The organism is Desulfobaculum sp. SPO524 (assembly GCF_044987625.1).
In the GTDB taxonomy this organism is placed as follows: domain Bacteria; phylum Desulfobacterota; class Desulfovibrionia; order Desulfovibrionales; family Desulfovibrionaceae; genus Desulfobaculum.
On the sequence record NZ_JBJDSB010000002.1, the window covers coordinates 368,159 to 387,040 of the forward strand.

Consider the following 18,882-nt stretch of genomic DNA (forward strand, 5'->3'; position numbering starts at 1 on the left):
CCCGGAAATCGTACAACACTTCCAAGGACACAGTAGAATGTCGAATAAAGTGCAGACTCCCAAGTTCGGCCCGCTGAGCGGCGTGCGCGTCGTGTTCTCGGCCATCGAGATCGCCGGTCCGTTCTCTGCCCAGATGCTCGCCGAGTGGGGCGCAGAAGTCATCTGGATTGAGAACACGGCCTACGCGGATACCATCCGTGTGCAGCCGAACTATCCCGAATACTCCCGCCGCAACCTCCATGCGCTGTCGCTGAACCTGTTCTCCGACGAGGGCAAAGAAGCGTTCCTGAAGCTCATGGAGACCACGGACATCCTCATCGAGTCCAGCAAAGGCCCCGCCTTTGCCCGCCGCGGCATCACCGACGAACTGCTGTGGGAGCACAACCCCGCTCTGGTCATTGCGCATCTGTCCGGCTTCGGCCAGTACGGCGTGGACGAGTACACCAACTCCGCCGCCTACAACACCATTGCGCAGGCCTTCAGCGGCTACCTCATCCAGAATGGCGATGTGGACCAGCCCATGCCCGCCTTCCCGTACACCGCGGATTATATTGCGGGCTTCACCGTCACCAGTTCCGTTTTGGCCGCCCTGTACAAGGCCAAGCAGACCGGTGAGGGCGAAAGCATCGACGTCGCCATGTACGAAGCCATGCTCTGCGTGGGCCAGTATTACATGATCGACTACTTCAACGGTGGTCAGGTCTGCCCGCGTCAGACCAAGGGTAAGGACCCCATCTGGGCCGGTTGCGGCACCTACAAGTGCAAAGACTGCTACTTCGTCACCGAAGTGGTGGGCGTCAATCAGATCAAGGGCATGCTCGAAAAGCTGGGCCTGTCCAATCTGCTCGGCACCGAGGACGTCCCCGAGGGCTGCCAGCTTATCAAGCGCGACTGCGAAGCTGGCCGTCTGTTCGAGGACAAGCTCGACGAGCTTTTCGCCGAGATGTCCCTTGAAGACGTGCAGGAGCTGCTTGGCTCCATGCGCATCGCCTTTGCCAAGGTGCTCACCATTCCCGAGCTGGAGTCCAATCCCCAGTACATCGCCCGCGAATCCTTCACTCAGTGGGAAACGCAGGACGGCAAGGAGTTCAAAGGCCCCAACGTCATGCCGAAGTTCAAGAAGAACCCCGGCAAGATTTGGCGCCCCATGCCCGAGCATGGGCAGGACACCGCCGCCATCCTGAGCGACCTCGGATACACGGAAGAAGCCATCAGCGCTCTTGCAGACAAGGGCATTGTCAAATTGAGCGATCCTCCCAAGGCCGACTAACACTCGGTTAAAGTTGTGGGGGAGGGACAGCCGTTTCCCTGGCGGCTGTCCCTCCTGTCACCACACGGTGGAACGTCAGTTCCTGTGAGACGGTTCCGGCAGAAGAGCGAAGACGGACCGGAATGCACAAGGTTTCCGCTGTGGCCTGAAGATGAATGAGCTGAGCGAAGAGGTGCGAGCGATGGATATTATCGGCAACAAAAACCTGCGCTGCATGTGGGATGAACTGGCCTGCATGCATGGCAACAAGACGGCGCTGGTTTTTGAAGACATTTCAGGAAATACCAGACAATACACCTATGCCGAGCTCAATAGGGAGATCAACAGGGCCGCCAACCTGTTTCTTTCGCTTGGTATTAAAAAGGGCGACAAGGTCGCCATTCAGCTCCACAACAGCCCCGAATTTATCGTGAGCTGGTTCGGGCTGGCCAAGATTGGTGGCGTCATGGTCCCCATCAATGCCCACTATCTGCACGGCGAAAGCGCCTACATTCTGCAGAAGTGCGACATTAAGACCATCGTCATCGAAAAGAAGTTCTTTGAAATTTACGACACCATCCAGCGCAAGGGCGACGCAGCGCTGGAGACCATCCTCGTGGCGCGTATGGAGCACGGCGAGGACATCCCCGGTACGGTGAATTTTGGCAGGGAGATGGCCCAGCAGCCGGATACGCTGCAAACCATTGTCCCTCTGTCCAGTGATGATGTGGCGGAGGTTCTGTTCACCTCCGGCACCACCTCGCGCCCCAAGGGCGTGGTCATCACGCACTACAACCTGCTGTTCGCCGGGCGCTACACGTCGTGGCAGTGTTGCCTGCGCGGCGACGACAGGTACCTGACCATGATGCCCGCGTGCCATATTGATTTTCAGTGTACGGCGGCCATGCCGACGTTCACCACCGGCGCGGCGTTCATCATGCTGGAGAAGTACAGCGCCCATCGGTTCTGGAGTCAGGTGTGTCTGCACCGGGCCACCATCACGGAGTGTATACCCCTCATGGTCCGCACCCTGCTGCTTCAGCCCGAACAGACGTGGGAACGCAACCACTGTCTGCGCGAGGTGCTCTTCTACCTCGACCTCGCCGAGAGTGAGAAGGACGCCTTCATGCAGCGCTTTGGGGTTCGCTTTTTGACCTCGTACGGCATGACGGAAACCATTGTCGGCATCATTGGCGACAGGCCGGGCGATGCGCGGCGTTGGCCGTCCATCGGCCGTGTGGGCCTGACCTACGAGGCCAAAATCGTGGACGAGTGCGGCAACGAGGTGGAGCCGGGAACCCTCGGCGAAATCTGTGTGAAGGGCATTCCCGGCAAGACCATCCTGCGGGAGTACTACAACGCCCCGGAAGCCACAGCCCGCGTGCTGAGCAAGGATGGCTGGCTGCGCACCGGCGACAACGGCTTCATGGACGAGGATGGCTACTTTTATTTCATGGACCGCAATATGAACCTCATTAAGCGGTCCGGTGAGAACATCTCGGGGACGGAGATTGAAAACGTTCTCGTGTGCCACCCCAAAATCGTGGACGCCGCCGTTGTGGGCGTGCCCGATGACATCAGCGACGAAGCCGTCAAGGCCTTCGTCATCATCAAGGAAGGCGAAACGCTGAGCGTGGACGAGATTTTTGAGTACTGTTCCGCGCACATCGCCAAGTTTAAGGTGCCTTCCTACATTGAGATTCGGAAGTCGTTCCCCCGGTCCTGCTCCGGCAAGGTCCAGAAGAACGTGCTGAAGATGGAAAGCGTTGGAGGCAACAGCTTGACTGCTGCCAACGTATGTAGCGCCAACGCGCAGTAGTGCGCAGCGCGGCAGAAAGCTGAGCGCGCCGGATTCGTGGACGCAAATTCCTGATCGTGATCAGTAAGTGACCACCCGGCAGGTAATAATCACAGTCATAAAAGGAAGGTCGACATGGCTTTAAAGTTGGACATGCAGGGCAAGACCTACGGCCCGTTCGTGCGTGAGTATGATTTCAAGGACCTGAGCCTCTTCGCACTGGGTTGCGGCGCCGGTTACGACGGCAAGACGGACCTCCAGTACGTCTACGAGAAGGACATGAAGGTTCTGCCTATGTTTGCTGCCATGCCTATTGTGGACAGCGAAGTCACCAAGACTATCGACTACGGCTTCAACTGGGGCGGCTCCCTGCACTGGGGCTTTGACCTGCAGTTCCACCAGCCCATGACCGCTCTGTCCGGCACCCTGAGCACCCACGTTCTGCTCAAGGGCCTGTATGACCGCGGCGAAGGCCGTGGCCTGCTGGCGCAGCACATTGGCGACACCTACGACGAGAACGGCACCAAGCTCTTCACCAACGAGAGCTGGGACTGCGCCCTCTACGACGGCGGCTGGGGTGGCCCCAAGGCCCCCAAGGACATCGTCGAAATTCCCGAGCGCGAGCCCGACTTTGAGGTGAGTGAAGAGATCGCCCTGAACCGCGCCCTCATCTACCGCCTCTCCGGCGACTTCCACCCCCAGCACATCGACTGGGCTTACGCGCAGGAATTCGGCCATCCCAAGCCGAACCTGCACGCCGTCAGCACCGCCGGTGTGGCGTGCCGTCACATCATCAACACGCTGTTCCCCGGCGAGCCGGAGCGCCTGACCCGCTTCAAGACCCGCATTACCAAGTCCCTGTACCCGGGCTGCACGATCAAGACCCAGATGTGGAAGTGGGACGACAATTCCATCCACTTCCGTGTGATTGACGCCGACAACCCCGAGATCGCGTACCTGAACTACGCTCTGGCCGAGTGGAAGTAGGGCGCTGAGCTTTTTACTGCTTCCGGGGCACTGCTCCGGGGCCGTCAGGGGGCGGCGCGCGTCGCTCCCTGACACAAAAAGTATACGAGACAGATTGGAGAAAGCATGAAGATCATCGTTGGATGCAAATTGGTTCCTGAAGAGCAGGACATCGCTGTCAACAAGGACGGCAGCCTCGACACCAGCAAGGCCGCTCCCAAGATCAGCCAGTTCGACCTCAACGCCGTGCAGGCCGCTGTGGACATGAAGGGCGAGATTGAGGGCACCACCGTCACCGCCCTGAGCGTTGGCGGCAAGGAGCTGGAAAACACCAAGGCCCGCAAGGACATCCTGTCCCGCGGTATGGACGAACTCACCGCCGTCATCGACGAAGGCTTCAAGGGCGCTCTGCCGCACAAGACGGCCGCCGTCATGGCCGCTGCCGCCGAAAAGGTCGGCTACGACCTCATCCTCTGCGGCGACGGCTCCGGCGACCTGTACGCCCAGCAGGTTGGCGTGCGCCTTGGCGCACAGCTGGACGTGCCCACCGTCAGCGGCGTGAGCAAGATTGTCTCCGCTGAGGAAGGCAAGCTCACGGTTGAGCGCGCTCTGGAAGACGAAGTGGAAGTGCTGGAAATCGCTCTTCCCGCCGTTGTTTCCGTCACCGCCGACATCAACGTTCCCGCCATTCCGGGCATGAAGGCTATCCTTCAGGCCGCCAAGAAGCCCGTGAACGTGCTCACCGCCGACGAACTCGGCCTTGGCGAGCAGTCCGAGCTTGTGGAGTCCGTCTCCGTGCAGGCGCCCAAGCAGAAGGAACGGAAGAAGATCATCATCGAAGGCGATGGCGAAGATCAGATCGCTGAATTCGTCGGCAACCTCCGCAAAGTCATCAACTAAACGGGGAAGAAAATGAGCAAACTTTCCAACGTATGGGTATTCAGTGATGCGGCTTCCCGTCTGGCCGAAGTGATCGCCGGCGGCGCCGAACTTGGTGAAAAGGTCTCCGCATTCGTCCTCGGTTCCCAGGACGACGTGGCCAAGGCTTTCGCCCTTGGCGCCAGCGCCGTGTACCACCTTGGCGACAAGGACTCCGCAAGCATCGTCGAGGACTACGCCGACACCATGGCCAAGGTCATCGCCGAGGGTGAAACCCCGGCAATGGTCCTGCTGCCCGCTACCCGCCGCTGCAAGGGCCTTGCCTCCAAGCTGGGCGTGAAGCTGAACGCCGGCGTGCTGACCGAGGCCGCCGACATCGAAGCCGGCGCCGAAGGCGTGTCCGGCAAGCACATGGTCTACGGCGGTCTGGCCCTTGGCGAAGAGAAGGTGACCTCCGCCGTCTCCATCGTCGTGGTTGCCAGCGGCGTGTTCGCTGGCGGCGAGGCCGACGCCTCCAAGACCGGCGAAGCCGTTTCCGTGGACTTCGTGGAGCCTAAATGCGCTGTGAAGTGCGTTGAGCGCCGCGCCAAGGAAGGCAGCAGCGTCGACCTGAACCGCGCCAAGCGCGTGGTGGGTATCGGCCGCGGCATTGCCAAGCAGGAAGACATCGCCATCGCCGAACAGCTGTGCTCCGCCATTGAGGCCGAGCTGGGCTGCTCCCGTCCCATCGCCGAAGGCGAAAAGTGGATGGAGCACGAGCGCTACATCGGCATCTCCGGCGTTATGCCCAAGCCTGAAGTGTACCTCGCTCTGGGCATCTCCGGCCAGATTCAGCACATGGTTGGCGCCAACGGCGCACAGACCATCGTGGCCGTGAACAAGGACAAGAACGCCCCCATCTTCCAGTTCGCCGACTACGGCATCGTCGGCGACATCTACAAGGTCATGCCCGCGCTGACCGAAGCTTTCAAAGGCGAGTAGACATCTGGGACTCCGGGCGGGGCCGCACTGCTGTGCGGCCCCGCTTTCAGGGGGCGCATGGTGGGTTGGCGCAGTAATGCGCCGCATGGGGTGTGAATGTTTTGCCTGATGCACTGATGCTGCATAGCGCGGCGCGGTGGCGGGGCGCTGCTGTAACGGGCGTATCTCGCGGGCCATTTTGAGGCCGCGGAAGTGTTCTTTGAATATATGACGATGCGTATTGGGTTTTTGAAGGCGCTGTTTTCGTTTTACACGGCGCGCCGCAGGGCTTATCCCCGACTTCGACGCTCAGGCTTGGCCTTGGCCCTTGTCTGTGACCTCCGCCAGAATTCCACGCCGCTTCCTCGTCATCCGTCGCCCCGCGCTCCATCCGCTGTACGCTGTGGTGCTCCATCCGTCCCGGCAAGGCCCTGTGCTTTGTTGGCTCCGATGCAGAACCACATTGTCCCGGTATCCTGTTGAAAGGGCGCCGCGGTCTGCACTCCTTGGCAGGCCGCGGCACGCTCTTGCTTCATTCGGCAGGACAGTGCGTTTCGACAAACCAAATGCCTCTTTTGTGTGGTCTTCCGTCCGCCAAGACTGCTTGCGGACGTTGTGGGGGATAGTGTTTGTCTTCCAAGGTTTCCGGGACACGGCAAGCGATGTGTGTGGTGCTTGCCATGAGGGGCTGGGAAACAGGAGGTACCTATGGGTGAAATACTTTTTTCCTTATTTATCGGGGGGTGCTTGATCGCTGTTGGCGTCTACATGAATGTGACGCTCCACAGGGAGCAGAGACGAAGCAGGCTTGATAACGACAACGTGTAACAATCAGGAGAAACGCTGTGGATGTGTATACAATAGGCGTTCTGCTGAGCGTTGTTGTCTATATGATAGTCGGCACCTATGCCGGCCTCAAAGTCAAGAATGTTGAGGACTATTACGTCTGTGGCAGAAATGCCCCGACCATTTTAATCACCGGGACGCTGTTTGCGTCCATGCTGAGCACCAACGGATTTATGGGTGATACCGCCTACTGCTACGGCGGCAATATTACCACCATGATTCTCATCAACACGCTGTGCGCGTGTGGGTACGTGCTCGGCGCGCTGCTGTTTGGGCGCTATATCCGCCGCGCCCGTGTCCGGACCATGCCCTCGTATTTCGGCTACCGCTTCAACAGCACGCGCATCCGCCGTTTTGCAGGCGTGACCACCGTTGTTTCGCTGACGGCCTATCTTTTGAGCGTGATTCAGGGCACCGGCATCCTTATGCAGACAATGACCGGGCTTGATCGGGGCGTGTGCCTCTTGATCGCTTGGGTCTGCATCACCCTGTTCACGTTCTACTCCGGGTCCCGAGGGGTCATCCTGACGGATACCATCATGTTTATTTTCTTTCTGGGTGCCACCATCATCGCCGGGCCGTACGTCTTTGACGCGGCAGGCGGGCTGGGTGACCTGCTGGTCACCTTGGCGCAGAACCCGAACACGCCCCAAGGCATGCTGGATTACCACGGCAATGTGGGCGGCGGGTCGGTCACGGATATTATGTTCTACGCCGTGACCATGGGCATTGTGTGGATGGTCGCCGTGGGCGTGAGTCCGTGGCAGGCAGGGCGCAACCTCATGGCAAAGAACGAGCACGTGACGTTTCGTTCCGGAGCCATGGCCGCTGTGCTGACCATCGTCTTTTCGCTGTATCTCTACCTTATCGCGGTGAGCGTCATCCCCTTGCATCCGGGTATGGCGGAGCCGGAGCGCGTCATCATCTGGGCCGCCTATGAAGTGATGCCCAAGCTGGTGGGCGTTGTGATGCTGACGGGCATCATGGCCGCCGGGCTGTCCTCGGCTTCTACGTTCCTTTCCGTGGTGAGCTTCAGCCTGACCAGCGACGTGTGCAACATGTCCTTCAAGGACGACCGCAGTCAGCTGATGTGGACGCGCATCATTGTGCTGCTGGTGGGCCTTCTTGCCCTTGGGCTGGCGTATTTGAACCTGTCGAGCATCCGCATCATCACATGGTTTGCCAGCACCATTATTGCGGCGTCGTGGGGCTATGTGGCCTTTGCCAGTGTGTGGAGCAAGTCCCTGACCGAGCGCGGGGCCTTCCTCGCCATGGTGGGCGGGTTCTTTGGCTACTTCATCGCCAAGTGCCTGAAGGAGTTTGCCGGGCTGCCCCTTGAGAATCTGTTCGGCCCGTTCTTCATCGGCGTGGCTGTTAGTGTGATTCTGGGCATCCTTGGCTCGCGGGGCCAGCGGCGCAGCGCGGAAGAGGTGGCTTTTCTGCAAAAGCTGCACACCATGCCGCGCGCCGAGCAAAAGGCCAGCGATTACCGCCGCGACAGAATGTACGGCTGGTTCATGATTGGAACCGGAGTCGCGGTGTCGGCGCTTCTCATCGTGTACTGGGCTGTGCCCTACAACGCGCTCCTTGGGCGCGACGTCACGGCAATGCTGCCGTTTTAGCACGTGAACAAAGCGGATTCGTCCGCTTGGAATAGAAACATGAGGGAAGGCTCCCGCCCCCGCGGGAGCTGAACAAGGCGTAACCAACAAACATTTCTTCGGCTCCGCGCCGTACAAGAGGTGAATTATGTCGGAAGACAAGTTTGACGCTATAATAGTAGGTGCTGGCCTTGCTGGGTGTACCAGCGCCTACTTGCTGGCTCAGGCCGGTTTGGAAACACTGGTCATTGAGCGCGGCAACTTCCCCGGCGCAAAGAATATGACCGGTGGCAGACTCTATGGCCACAGCCTCGAAAAGATTTTCCCCGGCTTTGCCGAGGAGGCGCCCATCGAGCGCACCATCGTCCACGAGAAGGTCTCCTTCATGGACGAGACGTCCAGCACCACCATGGACTACGCCTGTCCGCAGTCCGAGAATCCGGCCGAGCGTTCCTACTCCGTGCTGCGTTCCAACTTTGACCAGTGGCTGGCGGGCAAGGCCGAAGAGGCCGGTGCCAGCATCGTCCCCGGCATCCGCGTGGACGACCTCATCGTGCGTGAGGGCAAGGTCTGCGGCGTTGTGGCCGCCGGCGAGGAAATGGAAGCCGACGTGGTCATTCTGGCCGACGGCGTGAACTCCATCCTCGGCGAAAAGCTGGGCATGGTGGACAAGGTGACCCCGCACCACTGCGCAGTGGGCGTGAAGGAAGTTATCGAACTGTCCAAGGAGCAGATTAACGACCGCTTCGGCTGCGCCGATGGCGAAGGCGCTGCATGGCTGTTTGCCGGTATGCCCTCTGACGGCCACATGGGCGGCGGCTTCCTCTACACCAATGAGGACACCATCTCCCTTGGCGTGGTCTTTGGCCTGCACAACATCGAGGCCGCTGGAAAGTCCGTTCCGCAGATGCTGGAGGACTTCAAGAACCATCCCACGGTGAAGCCCCTCGTCGCGGGCGGCAAGCAGGTGGAATACTCCGCCCACGTCGTGCCCGAAGGCGGACAGGACATGCTGCCCAAGATGGTTGGCGACGGCGTACTCATCGCTGGCGACGCCGCTGGCCTGTGCCTGAACGTTGGCTACACCGTGCGCGGCATGGACCTTGCCGTTGCCTCCGGCGAAGCCGCGGCCAAGGCCGTTATTGCCGCCAAGGAGAAGGGCGACTTCAGCGAGGCCGGTCTGGGGACCTACACCGCCGAGCTTGGCGAAAGCTTTGTGATGAAGGACCTGGAGCAGTACAAGAACCTGCCGGGCTTCCTCGACAATCCGCGTATGTTCAACGACTACCCTCAGATGGTCGCTGGCATCATGAAGGACCTCTTCACCATCAACGGTCCTTCCGCACCGCTTCGCAAGAAGGCTCTGCCGCATCTGAAGAAGGTCGGCTTCCTCAACATGATTAAGGACGGCATCAAAGGAGTGAGAGCGATATGAAGAATACAGTCAACGTTGATGTAAAACTCGGCGTGAACAAGTTTTTTGTCGATGAAGGCAACCCGCATATCGAGTTGATTGAGAATCCCGATCCTGCGGAATTCGCCAAGCTCGAAGCGGCCTGCCCCGCTGGCCTCTACAAGCGTGACGACAGCGGCGCGTTCTTCTTCGACTCTGCCGGCTGTCTGGAATGCGGCACCTGCCGCATCCTGTGCGGCAAGACCATCCTGCAGAAGTGGGAATACCCGCAGGGCACCATGGGCGTGGAATTCCGCTTCGGCTAGGACACTTCCCGCAGTGCGCCGAGGCGGGCCGATACGCCCCCCTTTCGGCCGCGTGATCGGGCGCTGCGGATGACTACAGACTGAGGTACCGGCAACGTTTATGCGCGTTGCCGGTACTTTTGCATGGCGCGCCGGGTACGGCCGGCGCGCCATGACAGCGCAACGGGAGAGTGAGCATGACGGACAAGGCAGAAGATAAGCGCTACAGGCAGGCCAACCGCGAGGCCCTGTTGGCCCTTGGCGTGTACGCGCTGTATTTCGTGTGGTGGTACGGGTGCGCTTATGGCCTTGGCGATGGCGACCCCGAGAGCTATTCCTTTATTATGGGACTGCCGGAGTGGTTCTTTTATAGCTGTATTGTCGGTTACCCGCTGGTGGTGCTGGCGCTGTGGCTTGTGGTGCGTTTTTGCTTTGAGGATATGCCGCTGGACGAGGCGGACGCCGAGCCGGGCGACGCCCCCGGCGCAGATGGGAGCACGCCGTCATGACCGGAAACGCCGTCACCATATTGCCCATGGCGCTGTATCTGGCGCTGTCCTTTGCTGTGGCGGTGTGGGGCCGCAAACGCGCCGAGCGTCCGGATTCCGCACAGGGGTTTCTTGAGGATTATTTCATCGGCGGGCGGTCCATGGGCGGGTTTGTCCTCGCTATGACCATTATCGCCAGCTACACCAGCGCCAGCAGCTTTGTGGGCGGTCCGGGTGTGGCGTACCGCCTTGGCCTGAGTTGGGTGCTGCTCGCCATGATTCAGGTTCCGGCAACCTTTTTGACCCTTGGCGTGTTGGGCAAGCGCTTTGCCATTATGGCCCGCAAGACGAACGCTGTGACCCTGACGGATTTTCTGCGCGCAAGGTACCAGAGCGACGCCGTGGTCATCCTGTGCAGTGTGTCGCTTTTGGTGTTCTTCATGGCGGCCATGCTGGCGCAGTTTATCGGCGGCGCGCGTCTGTTTCAGGCGGTAACGGGCTACCCGTACATTGTCGGTCTGGCGCTGTTTGGCGTGTCCGTGGTGCTGTACACCGCAGTTGGCGGCTTTCGCGCCGTGGTACTCACCGACGCCATTCAGGGTGTGGTGATGATGGTGGCGGCGGTGGTGGTGCTGTACGCCGTGGTCCACGCGGGCGGCGGCATGGAGCGGTGCATTGCCGCGCTTCGGGATATTGATCCCGGTCTCGTTACGCCCACAGGTCCTGCCGAGGCCGTGCCCCAGCCGTTTATGCTGTCCTTTTGGATACTGGTCGGCCTTGGCGTGCTGGGCCTGCCGCAGACCACTCACCGGTGCATGGCCTACCGCGACTCCCGCGCCATGCACGACGCCATGATCATCGGTACCCTCATCATTGGATTTATGATTCTGTGCGCACACCTGTCCGGCGCGCTGGGCCGCGCGGTGATTCCCGGACTCCCCGCCGGGGACCTTGCCATGCCCACGCTGATGGTGGAACTGCTGTCACCATTTTGGGCCGGAGTGTTCATCGCCGGGCCGCTGGCGGCTATCATGTCCACGGTGGACTCCATGCTCCTTCTCGCATCGGCGGCCATTGTGAAGGACCTGTACGTCCACTACGGCCTTGGCGGTGACGCCTCGCGCCTGACCTCCGCCAGTCTGAAGCAGAAAAGCCTTATGTCCACCGCCGCCATAGGCGTGGTGGTGTTTGTGGCCGCCATCCAGCCGCCGGACCTGCTGGTGTGGATTAACCTGTTCGCCTTTGGCGGGCTGGAGGCGGTGTTCCTGTGGCCTGTGGTGCTGGGGCTGTACTGGAAGAAGGCCAATGCCGCCGGGGCGGTGGCGTCCATTGTGGTGGGCGTTGGCAGTTTTGTAGCCCTGACCCTTCTCAAGCCGGACATGGGCGGCATGCACGCCATTGTGCCGACGACGTTTGCCGGGCTTGGGGCGTTCATTGTGGGCACCCGCCTTGGCCGCGCGCCACAGCAGGCGTAACGCGCCTGTTTTGGGGTCAAAGCGGCAGCGCGTCTTAGGGCGCAGGTTGGAGACGACTGTGAGCAGGGACGCACCGGAAGGTGCGTCCCTTTTTTGTGTGGGACGGAGAGTCGGCGGCATGCGCCGGGGAACGCTGAGTGGGTGGGCGGGAGCGGCTCTGGTGGTGGCACGGAAAGGTGCGAGGAGAGAGCAGAGCAGAGCGAGGAGCAGGCGCGGCGCTACATGTTGGAGAAGGGGCGCTGGAGGAAGTCGCGTTCTTCCATGGTCAGCAGGGCGCAGAGGTTGTGCCGCATGCGGTAGTGCGCCCGCATATTCTGGTGCACTTCCTGCGCGGTGCCGGAAAAGGAATCCGCAATGCTGGCCTCGGCCTGCTGCTTCCACTGGGACACAAGGCGCGGGTAGATGCCGTATTTGCTGGCCAGCTCGCTGACGCTCAGCGAACCGGACAGCGCCTCAAGGGCTACCTGTGTCTTAAATTCTGCCGTGAAACGGTGCTTTTCGCATGACATGGCTCAGGGTCCTGTGTTTGTCCTCTGCGTGTTACCAAATGCCCTGTGATCGTTGTACCTTCAAAAAAGGGTTGAGGGCAGTCCAGAGTATTTCGAGTAAAACACGATGCGCGGTGTGGGTCAAGGAGTGTGTGGAAATGAGGCGTGTTGTCTTGTGGAAAAAGTGCGTCTGCTGTCCTCGTCGCTGTGAAACATTGTCATGTTACGTGCGTAATGCGCTGCTGTGGGCTGTTTTTCGTGAATTGTGCGTTGTGGAGCATAAGGGGTGACGTCTGTGGGGGGCTGTGGTGCGTCAGGAAATTGGCGCATGGCGGATGTTGTGCTTTGTGGAGGTGGCGCGAATGTGTAGGGAAAGGGCGCGGGAAGAAGGAACGCTGGACTGTTTCGGGCCGAGTGGAAGAAAAGTGAAGTATTGTACCATGCTGGCGAAACAGTAAAGCCGCGCGTGGGCAGGATGAATGGTGAGCGCCGCCGGGGATGGCGTCGCCTTGAGCCTTTATTTGCGCCGGATTGTGGCTGCGAGGGCTTGCGCCGGCGCGCTAGGCGCTTGAGTTGTGGCGTGGTATCCGCTATGGAAGTGCGGAATGAATGAGTATTTGGGTCGGCACTGTTGTGCCGTGCCGAGACCATGGAGAATGGATATGAAAATGATGAAACGTTTGTGTTTGCTTGCCGCTTTGTGCGCGCTGCCCCTGATGCAGGGGTGCGCTGTTGTCGCCGCTGGCGCGGTGGCGGGCGGTGGCACCTATGCCTATGTTACCGGCAATCTTGTCCGGTCGTATAACGCCGACATTGATTCCACCTACGAGGCGACCCTGCGCGCCGCGCGCCGGTTGAACCTGCGCATCGATAAGCGGGTGATCAACCTGAGCTCCGGCTCCGTCAGCGGCACGGATCAGGACCGTTCGTTCTGGATCAGTCTGGACGCCACCAACCCGCACGTGACTGAAGTGTCCGTGCGTGTGGGCATGCTTGGCGATGAGGTGGCCTCGCGCCGCATTCACGAAGCCATCGCCGCCGCGCTGTAGCGCTGGCGCACCGGCAGAGTCTGCTTTTGGCTCCCGCCTCGGTATGAGGTGGGAGCCTTTTGTTTTTCAGGGTGTTGGCTCGCGCCCACCTGCCGTGGCGGGCGTTCGTGCCATGAATATCAATCGGGCTTTCGGCGTCATTTCAGGCGGATGCCACGTAGTGCGCCGCAGGCCGAGCCGTTGGTGGAGGCGTCACAGCGGTTTTCTTCATGATTCCAGAGGAGTAGGGAAATTAGCCGTAACGCCAAGTCCTTGGCGGCATGTGAAAAATGTGTAGATTGCCATTTGTGTAAAAAATGAGCGTAGCAGTGCGGTCTAGTGTCTGTATGAAGGCGCGTAGGGCGTAGCGCCTGCAATCATTGGCGACTTTTTGAAATGTGTTGAGTGGTCGATGGCGTATAGAACATGGCGCAAAAATCGATATTCCGATTTTGCAAAGCCCGATTTTGGGTGAAATGCGGCATGTTTTGCCGAAAATGTAAATCCAAGAAAATGCATGTGGGGGTGTATTGCGGTAACGGCTCAATATAGTGCGCCTTCGCGATTTCGGTACTGCATTTGCTTCGCTCTCCTTACGAAGACGTCCTGCACCAGTGGGAAGTGGAAAGGCGTTTTCAGGCGACACGAGGAGGGCGTGATGGAACACGCAACGCTGAACACCCGGCTGCCGGACCGTGCGGAACTGGATCGGGACAAACGAGTGCCAAAGGCGCACAAGGTGATGCTGGAGGACGTGGAATTCACGGCCAACGCCAAGTACACCATTGGTCTGGCGGTGAAAGAGGTCGCGGCCTACTGCGGCTTGATGCCTCGGGAACTGACGTCCAAGCTCAAGGGACATATGTTCTGGATGGAAGGCACGCAGATTCTCACGATTATTTTTCCTGTGGAAGAGCTGGGCGCGGACATGATGGTGGAGATTCCGCGCGAGCATTGGAGGTTCCGCCATGCGGACGATATGCCTTCGCAGTAGCGTCCATGCGGCGCTAGCGCTCGTAAAGCCCGGCCCTGCCGGGCTTTTTTTGTGCGCGTAGCCCAGTAGCGGCCTGTGGCGGGGGGAGATAGTCGCAGCCCCTGCCACAGGCGAAAAAAGGGGATGAATTCTCCCTCAACTCGCTGTTTTCGTTTGAAAGACTCCTTGGGTTGCGGTAGACAATGGATGTCCGGCTCCCTTTACGGCGAACATGTCAAGGAATCCGTCGCCAGCGCTTTGAATGGCATCGGCTTTCTGGTATTGTCGAGAAGGGTTGTGCTTCAAGCGGCTTTTCCGCTTGTGGACCGGATACAATGAACCGACATGAACGAGGAGTAACAACGTCATGACACGTATGAAAATGAGAGCCTTGCTCATCCTTGCGGTGGCCGGCGTATTCCTGCTCAGCGCGGCAAGTGTTGCCAGCGCGAAGGTAAAGCTTGTGCCCAAGGTCGACAGCTTTGTCATCTTTCAGGACTATTCCGGGTCCATGGCGATGAAGCATCAGGACCTCGGCGAGGAGAAAATCGTCCTTGCCAAGCAGTTCTTGAAGAAGTTCAACGCCGCTGTCCCGAACGAACCCTACGAAGCCCGCCTGACCACCTTTGCCCCGTATAAGGAAATGGTGCAGGGCGACTATGACCGCGACATCATGGGCCGCTCTGTGGAGCACCTGAGCACCGGCTACGACGTCTTTGCCCGCCTGACTCCCATCGGCAAGGGCCTGAGCATGCTGGACGGCTCCATCGCCTCCATGAAGAAGGACGTGGCCGTTATTTTGCTGTCCGATGGCCGCAACAACCTTGGTGTGGACCCGGTTGAGGAAGCCAGAAACCTGTACGCCAAGTACCCCGGTCAACTGTGCATCCACGTGGTGTCCTTTGCCGATGAGGCAGAAGGCCAGCGCACGCTGGACGCCATCGCCGGGCTGAACCCCTGCGCGCAGAACGTTTCCGGCACCGCACTGCTTGAGGACAACGCCGCCATGCAGCAGTTCGTCAAGGACGTGTTCTACGACGAAGTCATGGTGAAGGAGCCGAAGCCCGAACCCGTCATGGAAGAGCCTGACGAGGAAGTCATCCCCCTGCGCGTGAATTTCGACTTTGATTCCTCGCGCATCAAGGAACAGATGGTTCCCATCCTTGACGAGGCCGCAAGCATCATCAAGGACCAGGCCGAAGGCACCATGCGTCTGGAAGGCCATACCTGTAACATCGGCACCGATGAGTACAACATGGGCCTGTCCCTGCGCCGCGCCAATTCCGTGCGCGACTACCTCATCAAGCAGGGCGTGGACGCCAAGCGGCTGAGCGTGAAGGGCTATGGCGAATCCATGCCCAAGTACGACAACACCACGCGTGAAGGCCGCCGCCTGAACCGCCGCGTCGAGATCATCTTCAACAAGTAGACGACCCGGCAAAAAACGACGAATATGACCATGAGCCGCGGGTTTCCTTCTGGGAGGCCCGCGGCTCTGCTCTTGATGATATTGCCCGCTCCAGTTATGTAGGAGGGGTGAAACCAAAACAACGCATTGCATCATCCGTTGGCGGCACGTCCGTCATCCTTCTTGTCGTCGCCATGGCTGTGGCCATTGGCGTGTGGTTTGTGGTGGACATGACCTCTCATGACGCCCCGGATATGCGGCCCAAGGCCGAATCCCCCGCTCCGCCCGATGGCGCGCAGGCCCCCACCGTGCAGGATGATGGCGCCGCCGCGCCTGCGCTAGAGCCGGACGCGCTGGGCGAGTATGCCGATGCGTCCCGCGCGGCGCCCGGAGCGGGCAGACTGCCCGAGACGCCGCAGGAGGCCGCGCCGCCTGTTGCCGCCACACCGTCGCAGCCCGCGGCCAAGGCGGAGCAAACTCCGGCCCCGGCCCAAAAGGTCGCCCGCGCAACGCCCCGCCGCGCGCCCAAGACGTCCGTCCGGATCCCTAAGGGGCCGGTGACTATTGAGAAGGCGGCCCTGCAGTTTGAGTCCTTTGCCAAAAACTGGGTCCAGCGCGTGCAGCGCAACCTGCGCAACCGCGCCAGCAAAATGCAGCTGCGGCACGATGCGGGCGAGTGGGTGGCCTCGTATACCGAGGTGCAGGACGCCAGCCTTGAAACCAAAGTGAAGCCGAGTTCGTCGCGAGTGTGTCCTTACATCGGCGTTTTGCGGTATCATGAATATCACTACGAAGCGCGCGGAACGTCCGAAGACGCCGTGCGCAACGGTCCCTTCACCCCCGTGAAGCGCGTGCGCGTCACGGAGATTTTCCGCTACGACACTGGCCGCTGGATGAATTGACCCTTTTCATGTGTGCGGGCTGGCCGCCGCCACATGGCGCCCCATGGGCGCACTCCCGCGCGGCATGGGCCGTGTGGGATGGATGAGTCAATCCGTTAGCCTGCGGAGTCCTTCATGCCCGGTCTCCTTTTTCCCTCGGCGCAGGGCGATCCCCTCAAGGGGTGCTCCATCGTGTGCGCGGTGACGGATCACTTTCAGCGCGAGCAGAGCGCCCGCGTACTAGGAACGCACGCCCACAACGTTTTTATGGCCGAGACGGGCGAGCAGGCGCTGACCCTGTGCCGCGAACGCGCGCCAGACATCCTGTTTACGGAGGTCAGCCTGCCTGACATGGACGGGCTGGACCTTGCCGCCCGTATCCGTGATGAATTTCCGGATATCCTCATCATCGTGGCCGCGGATGTGGACGACCCGTGGGAAGGCTCCCGCGCGGTGGAGCAGGGCGTGGACGGCGTTCTGCTGCGCCCCATTCTGCCGAATATTCTCATCCACGCCATGCGCAAGGCCTGTCAGGAGCTTGCCACCCGCGCCACCGTGCGCGAAGCGCAGACGACCCTGCGCACCATCCTTGATGCCTACCCCGATTTTGCCGTCATGATTGAGGACGACCGCATCGTCTACGCCAATCAGGCCATGTGCCGCTTTCTTGGTTTTCCCGACTTTGAGGCGCTCCTTGCCGCAGGGCGGGACGTGAGCGAATTCATCATCAGCGAGGACGCCGCGGAGCGCCCGTGGTTCTTTGCCGTACTGGATGACAGCATTGACCACCGCCCTGTGGTGCGCATCCCCCCGCCCGGCGCGCCCGATGCGCCCTTTAGCTTTGTGGCGACGCACAAGCCCTTCCCCATGCCGGATAGGCATCTCATTACCCTGACGGACGTTACGGAGCTTGTGCAGGAAAAGGAGAGTCTGGAGGACCAAGCCTCGCGGGACCCGCTGACCGGGGCGCTGAACAGGCGGCGGTTTGAGACCATGGCCGTGCGCGTTATGCAGTCGTGCGATGTGTCGGCGGAGCCGCTGTCCGTGGTGATGTTTGACGTGGACTACTTTAAGGCGGTGAACGACGAATACGGTCACGATATTGGCGACGCGGTGCTGCGCGCGCTTGTTGACGCTGTGGCGGACAACATCCGCCCGCAGGACCTGCTGGCGCGTTGGGGCGGCGAGGAATTTTTGTTGATGGCGCCGGGCGTGGAGCCTGCGGCGGCGGCCGCCATGGCGGAGCGCCTGCGCGGGCTGGTGGCCGCTATGCGCGTGCCGGGGCTGACGCGGCCATTGACGTGCAGCTTTGGTGTGACCGGTCGGCGCGCTTCGGAGCCGCTGGATGCGCTTATCGCCCGTGTGGACGGTGCGCTGTATGCGGCCAAGGCGCAGGGACGAAACTGTGTTGTCATCGGAGATGGAACGGCTGAACCATCCTGAAGGCACCCGCAATGCGGCGAAATTACTGCACCTGCAGTAGTTGTGCGTCGCTACGCCTTGTCACGATGGCCGGGTTGGCGTATAGGTGCCATTCGTCCTATTTGGAACAAACTTGAGTTTGAAGCATGTGAAGAAATGGAGGAACGATATGAGCGCTGCAGAAAAAATCCATCACATTGGCAAGGCGGCTGGCGCCAAAGCCGCCGCATTTGCGGAACCTGCACCGGAGGCAGTGGAAATCATGAACAAGACGAACCGCGATATGGGCAAGGTTGCCCTGTTTGTTTCCATCATGTCCGTGATTCTGCTTGTGGTCTTCTTCTTTGGCCTCAACCAGAACCTGACCAGCCTGACCCAGAAGGTCAGCGTGATTCCCGGCATCCAGCAGCAGATTGACGGCATTGACGGCAAGATTGCCGGCATGGAGACCGAGCTGACCGAACTGCGGAACCTGCCCGCCAAGACCAAGAACATGGTCGTCGGCACCATGCTGCAGGAAATGGCTCAGAAGGCCGGTTACCTCGGCACCCAGATGGGCGACGATGCCCAGAACGAAAAGCTCCAGCGGGCTATGCAGTTGATGCAGGAAGTGCAGACCGACCTGCAGCCGAAGCAGTAGCCGCGAGGACGGCGCGCCCCGGCGACATGCGCACCCCGTGCGCGTGGCACCTCCGCCGCGGCCCCATCCCGCACGCTTGAGC

The 18,882-nt window shown here is 60.4% G+C and carries 16 protein-coding genes and 1 pseudogene; 16 read left to right on the plus strand and 1 reads right to left on the minus strand.

Annotated elements, in window-relative coordinates:
* The first annotated feature begins 37 nt into the window (after positions 1 to 37).
* The 10 genes and pseudogenes from caiB to panF all read left to right on the plus strand — a co-directional run bounded on the left by caiB (position 38) and on the right by panF (position 11,998).
* On the plus strand, positions 38 to 1,270 hold the full coding sequence (caiB, locus tag ACI3L3_RS07285; protein ID WP_404844447.1) for an L-carnitine CoA-transferase: 1,233 nt from the start codon (positions 38 to 40) through the stop codon (positions 1,268 to 1,270).
* 181 nt (positions 1,271 to 1,451) lie between these two features.
* A complete protein-coding gene (caiC, locus tag ACI3L3_RS07290; protein ID WP_404844448.1) occupies positions 1,452 to 3,068 on the plus strand; it encodes a crotonobetaine/carnitine-CoA ligase in 1,617 nt (538 codons plus the stop codon).
* A gap of 114 nt (positions 3,069 to 3,182) precedes the next feature.
* Positions 3,183 to 4,034: a MaoC/PaaZ C-terminal domain-containing protein gene (locus ACI3L3_RS07295; RefSeq protein WP_404844449.1), complete on the plus strand. Its 852-nt coding sequence runs from the start codon at positions 3,183 to 3,185 to the stop codon at positions 4,032 to 4,034.
* A gap of 105 nt (positions 4,035 to 4,139) precedes the next feature.
* Complete coding sequence (fixA, locus tag ACI3L3_RS07300) at positions 4,140 to 4,913, plus strand: putative electron transfer flavoprotein FixA (protein WP_404844450.1); 774 nt, start codon at positions 4,140 to 4,142, stop codon at positions 4,911 to 4,913.
* 12 nt (positions 4,914 to 4,925) lie between these two features.
* Positions 4,926 to 5,873 (plus strand): FAD-binding protein, encoded by a 948-nt coding sequence (locus ACI3L3_RS07305; protein ID WP_404844451.1) that lies wholly within the window; start codon positions 4,926 to 4,928, stop codon positions 5,871 to 5,873.
* Between the two features lie 824 nt (positions 5,874 to 6,697).
* Positions 6,698 to 8,320: a sodium:solute symporter gene (locus ACI3L3_RS07310; RefSeq protein WP_404844452.1), complete on the plus strand. Its 1,623-nt coding sequence runs from the start codon at positions 6,698 to 6,700 to the stop codon at positions 8,318 to 8,320.
* Between the two features lie 127 nt (positions 8,321 to 8,447).
* Entirely contained in the window at positions 8,448 to 9,734 is a 1,287-nt protein-coding gene (fixC, locus tag ACI3L3_RS07315) for an FAD-dependent oxidoreductase FixC (protein WP_404844453.1), read from the plus strand.
* Complete coding sequence (locus tag ACI3L3_RS07320) at positions 9,731 to 10,018, plus strand: hypothetical protein (RefSeq protein ID WP_404844454.1); 288 nt, start codon at positions 9,731 to 9,733, stop codon at positions 10,016 to 10,018. Before fixC ends, ACI3L3_RS07320 begins: the two co-directional genes overlap by 4 nt.
* Positions 10,019 to 10,194: 176 nt before the next feature.
* Positions 10,195 to 10,506 (plus strand): YhdT family protein, encoded by a 312-nt coding sequence (locus ACI3L3_RS07325; RefSeq protein ID WP_404844455.1) that lies wholly within the window; start codon positions 10,195 to 10,197, stop codon positions 10,504 to 10,506.
* Positions 10,503 to 11,998: pseudogene (gene panF, locus ACI3L3_RS07330) on the plus strand (sodium/pantothenate symporter). Before ACI3L3_RS07325 ends, panF begins: the two are co-directional and overlap by 4 nt.
* 180 nt (positions 11,999 to 12,178) lie before the next feature.
* On the opposite strand, the gene ACI3L3_RS07335 reads toward panF, so the two are convergent.
* Positions 12,179 to 12,469: a transposase gene (locus tag ACI3L3_RS07335; protein WP_404844456.1), complete on the minus strand. Its 291-nt coding sequence runs from the start codon at positions 12,467 to 12,469 to the stop codon at positions 12,179 to 12,181.
* Positions 12,470 to 13,110: 641 nt separating this feature from the next.
* Between ACI3L3_RS07335 and ACI3L3_RS07340 the strand changes: the two genes are divergently transcribed.
* The 6 genes from ACI3L3_RS07340 to ACI3L3_RS07365 all read left to right on the plus strand — a co-directional run bounded on the left by ACI3L3_RS07340 (position 13,111) and on the right by ACI3L3_RS07365 (position 18,800).
* Complete coding sequence (locus tag ACI3L3_RS07340; RefSeq protein ID WP_404844457.1) at positions 13,111 to 13,497, plus strand: DUF3568 family protein; 387 nt, start codon at positions 13,111 to 13,113, stop codon at positions 13,495 to 13,497.
* Between the two features lie 637 nt (positions 13,498 to 14,134).
* Positions 14,135 to 14,470 carry a hypothetical protein gene (locus tag ACI3L3_RS07345; protein WP_404844458.1) on the plus strand — a complete coding sequence of 112 codons (336 nt, stop codon included), beginning with the start codon at positions 14,135 to 14,137 and terminating at the stop codon, positions 14,468 to 14,470.
* A 346-nt stretch (positions 14,471 to 14,816) separates the two neighbouring features.
* Positions 14,817 to 15,878: an OmpA family protein gene (locus ACI3L3_RS07350; protein WP_404844459.1), complete on the plus strand. Its 1,062-nt coding sequence runs from the start codon at positions 14,817 to 14,819 to the stop codon at positions 15,876 to 15,878.
* A gap of 107 nt (positions 15,879 to 15,985) precedes the next feature.
* Positions 15,986 to 16,759, plus strand: a complete 774-nt coding sequence (locus ACI3L3_RS07355) for a hypothetical protein (protein WP_404844460.1) — start codon at positions 15,986 to 15,988, stop codon at positions 16,757 to 16,759.
* A 114-nt stretch (positions 16,760 to 16,873) separates the two neighbouring features.
* Complete coding sequence (locus ACI3L3_RS07360) at positions 16,874 to 18,181, plus strand: diguanylate cyclase (protein ID WP_404844461.1); 1,308 nt, start codon at positions 16,874 to 16,876, stop codon at positions 18,179 to 18,181.
* Between the two features lie 148 nt (positions 18,182 to 18,329).
* Entirely contained in the window at positions 18,330 to 18,800 is a 471-nt protein-coding gene (locus tag ACI3L3_RS07365; protein WP_404844462.1) for a hypothetical protein, read from the plus strand.
* Positions 18,801 to 18,882: the final 82 nt, after the last annotated feature.

What these genes read in the sequence shown, in the direction of transcription:
- caiB (WP_404844447.1), top strand. Translation starts at nt 38, where the DNA reads ATGTCGAATAAAGTGCAGACTCCCAAGTTCGGCCCGCTGAGCGGCGTG.
- caiC (WP_404844448.1), top strand. Translation starts at nt 1,452, where the DNA reads ATGGATATTATCGGCAACAAAAACCTGCGCTGCATGTGGGATGAACTG.
- ACI3L3_RS07295 (WP_404844449.1), top strand. Translation starts at nt 3,183, where the DNA reads ATGGCTTTAAAGTTGGACATGCAGGGCAAGACCTACGGCCCGTTCGTG.
- fixA (WP_404844450.1), top strand. Translation starts at nt 4,140, where the DNA reads ATGAAGATCATCGTTGGATGCAAATTGGTTCCTGAAGAGCAGGACATC.
- ACI3L3_RS07305 (WP_404844451.1), top strand. Translation starts at nt 4,926, where the DNA reads ATGAGCAAACTTTCCAACGTATGGGTATTCAGTGATGCGGCTTCCCGT.
- fixC (WP_404844453.1), top strand. Translation starts at nt 8,448, where the DNA reads ATGTCGGAAGACAAGTTTGACGCTATAATAGTAGGTGCTGGCCTTGCT.
- ACI3L3_RS07320 (WP_404844454.1), top strand. Translation starts at nt 9,731, where the DNA reads ATGAAGAATACAGTCAACGTTGATGTAAAACTCGGCGTGAACAAGTTT.
- ACI3L3_RS07325 (WP_404844455.1), top strand. Translation starts at nt 10,195, where the DNA reads ATGACGGACAAGGCAGAAGATAAGCGCTACAGGCAGGCCAACCGCGAG.
- ACI3L3_RS07335 (WP_404844456.1), bottom strand. Translation starts at nt 12,469, where the DNA reads ATGTCATGCGAAAAGCACCGTTTCACGGCAGAATTTAAGACACAGGTA.
- ACI3L3_RS07340 (WP_404844457.1), top strand. Translation starts at nt 13,111, where the DNA reads ATGAAAATGATGAAACGTTTGTGTTTGCTTGCCGCTTTGTGCGCGCTG.
- ACI3L3_RS07345 (WP_404844458.1), top strand. Translation starts at nt 14,135, where the DNA reads ATGGAACACGCAACGCTGAACACCCGGCTGCCGGACCGTGCGGAACTG.
- ACI3L3_RS07350 (WP_404844459.1), top strand. Translation starts at nt 14,817, where the DNA reads ATGACACGTATGAAAATGAGAGCCTTGCTCATCCTTGCGGTGGCCGGC.
- ACI3L3_RS07360 (WP_404844461.1), top strand. Translation starts at nt 16,874, where the DNA reads ATGCCCGGTCTCCTTTTTCCCTCGGCGCAGGGCGATCCCCTCAAGGGG.
- ACI3L3_RS07365 (WP_404844462.1), top strand. Translation starts at nt 18,330, where the DNA reads ATGAGCGCTGCAGAAAAAATCCATCACATTGGCAAGGCGGCTGGCGCC.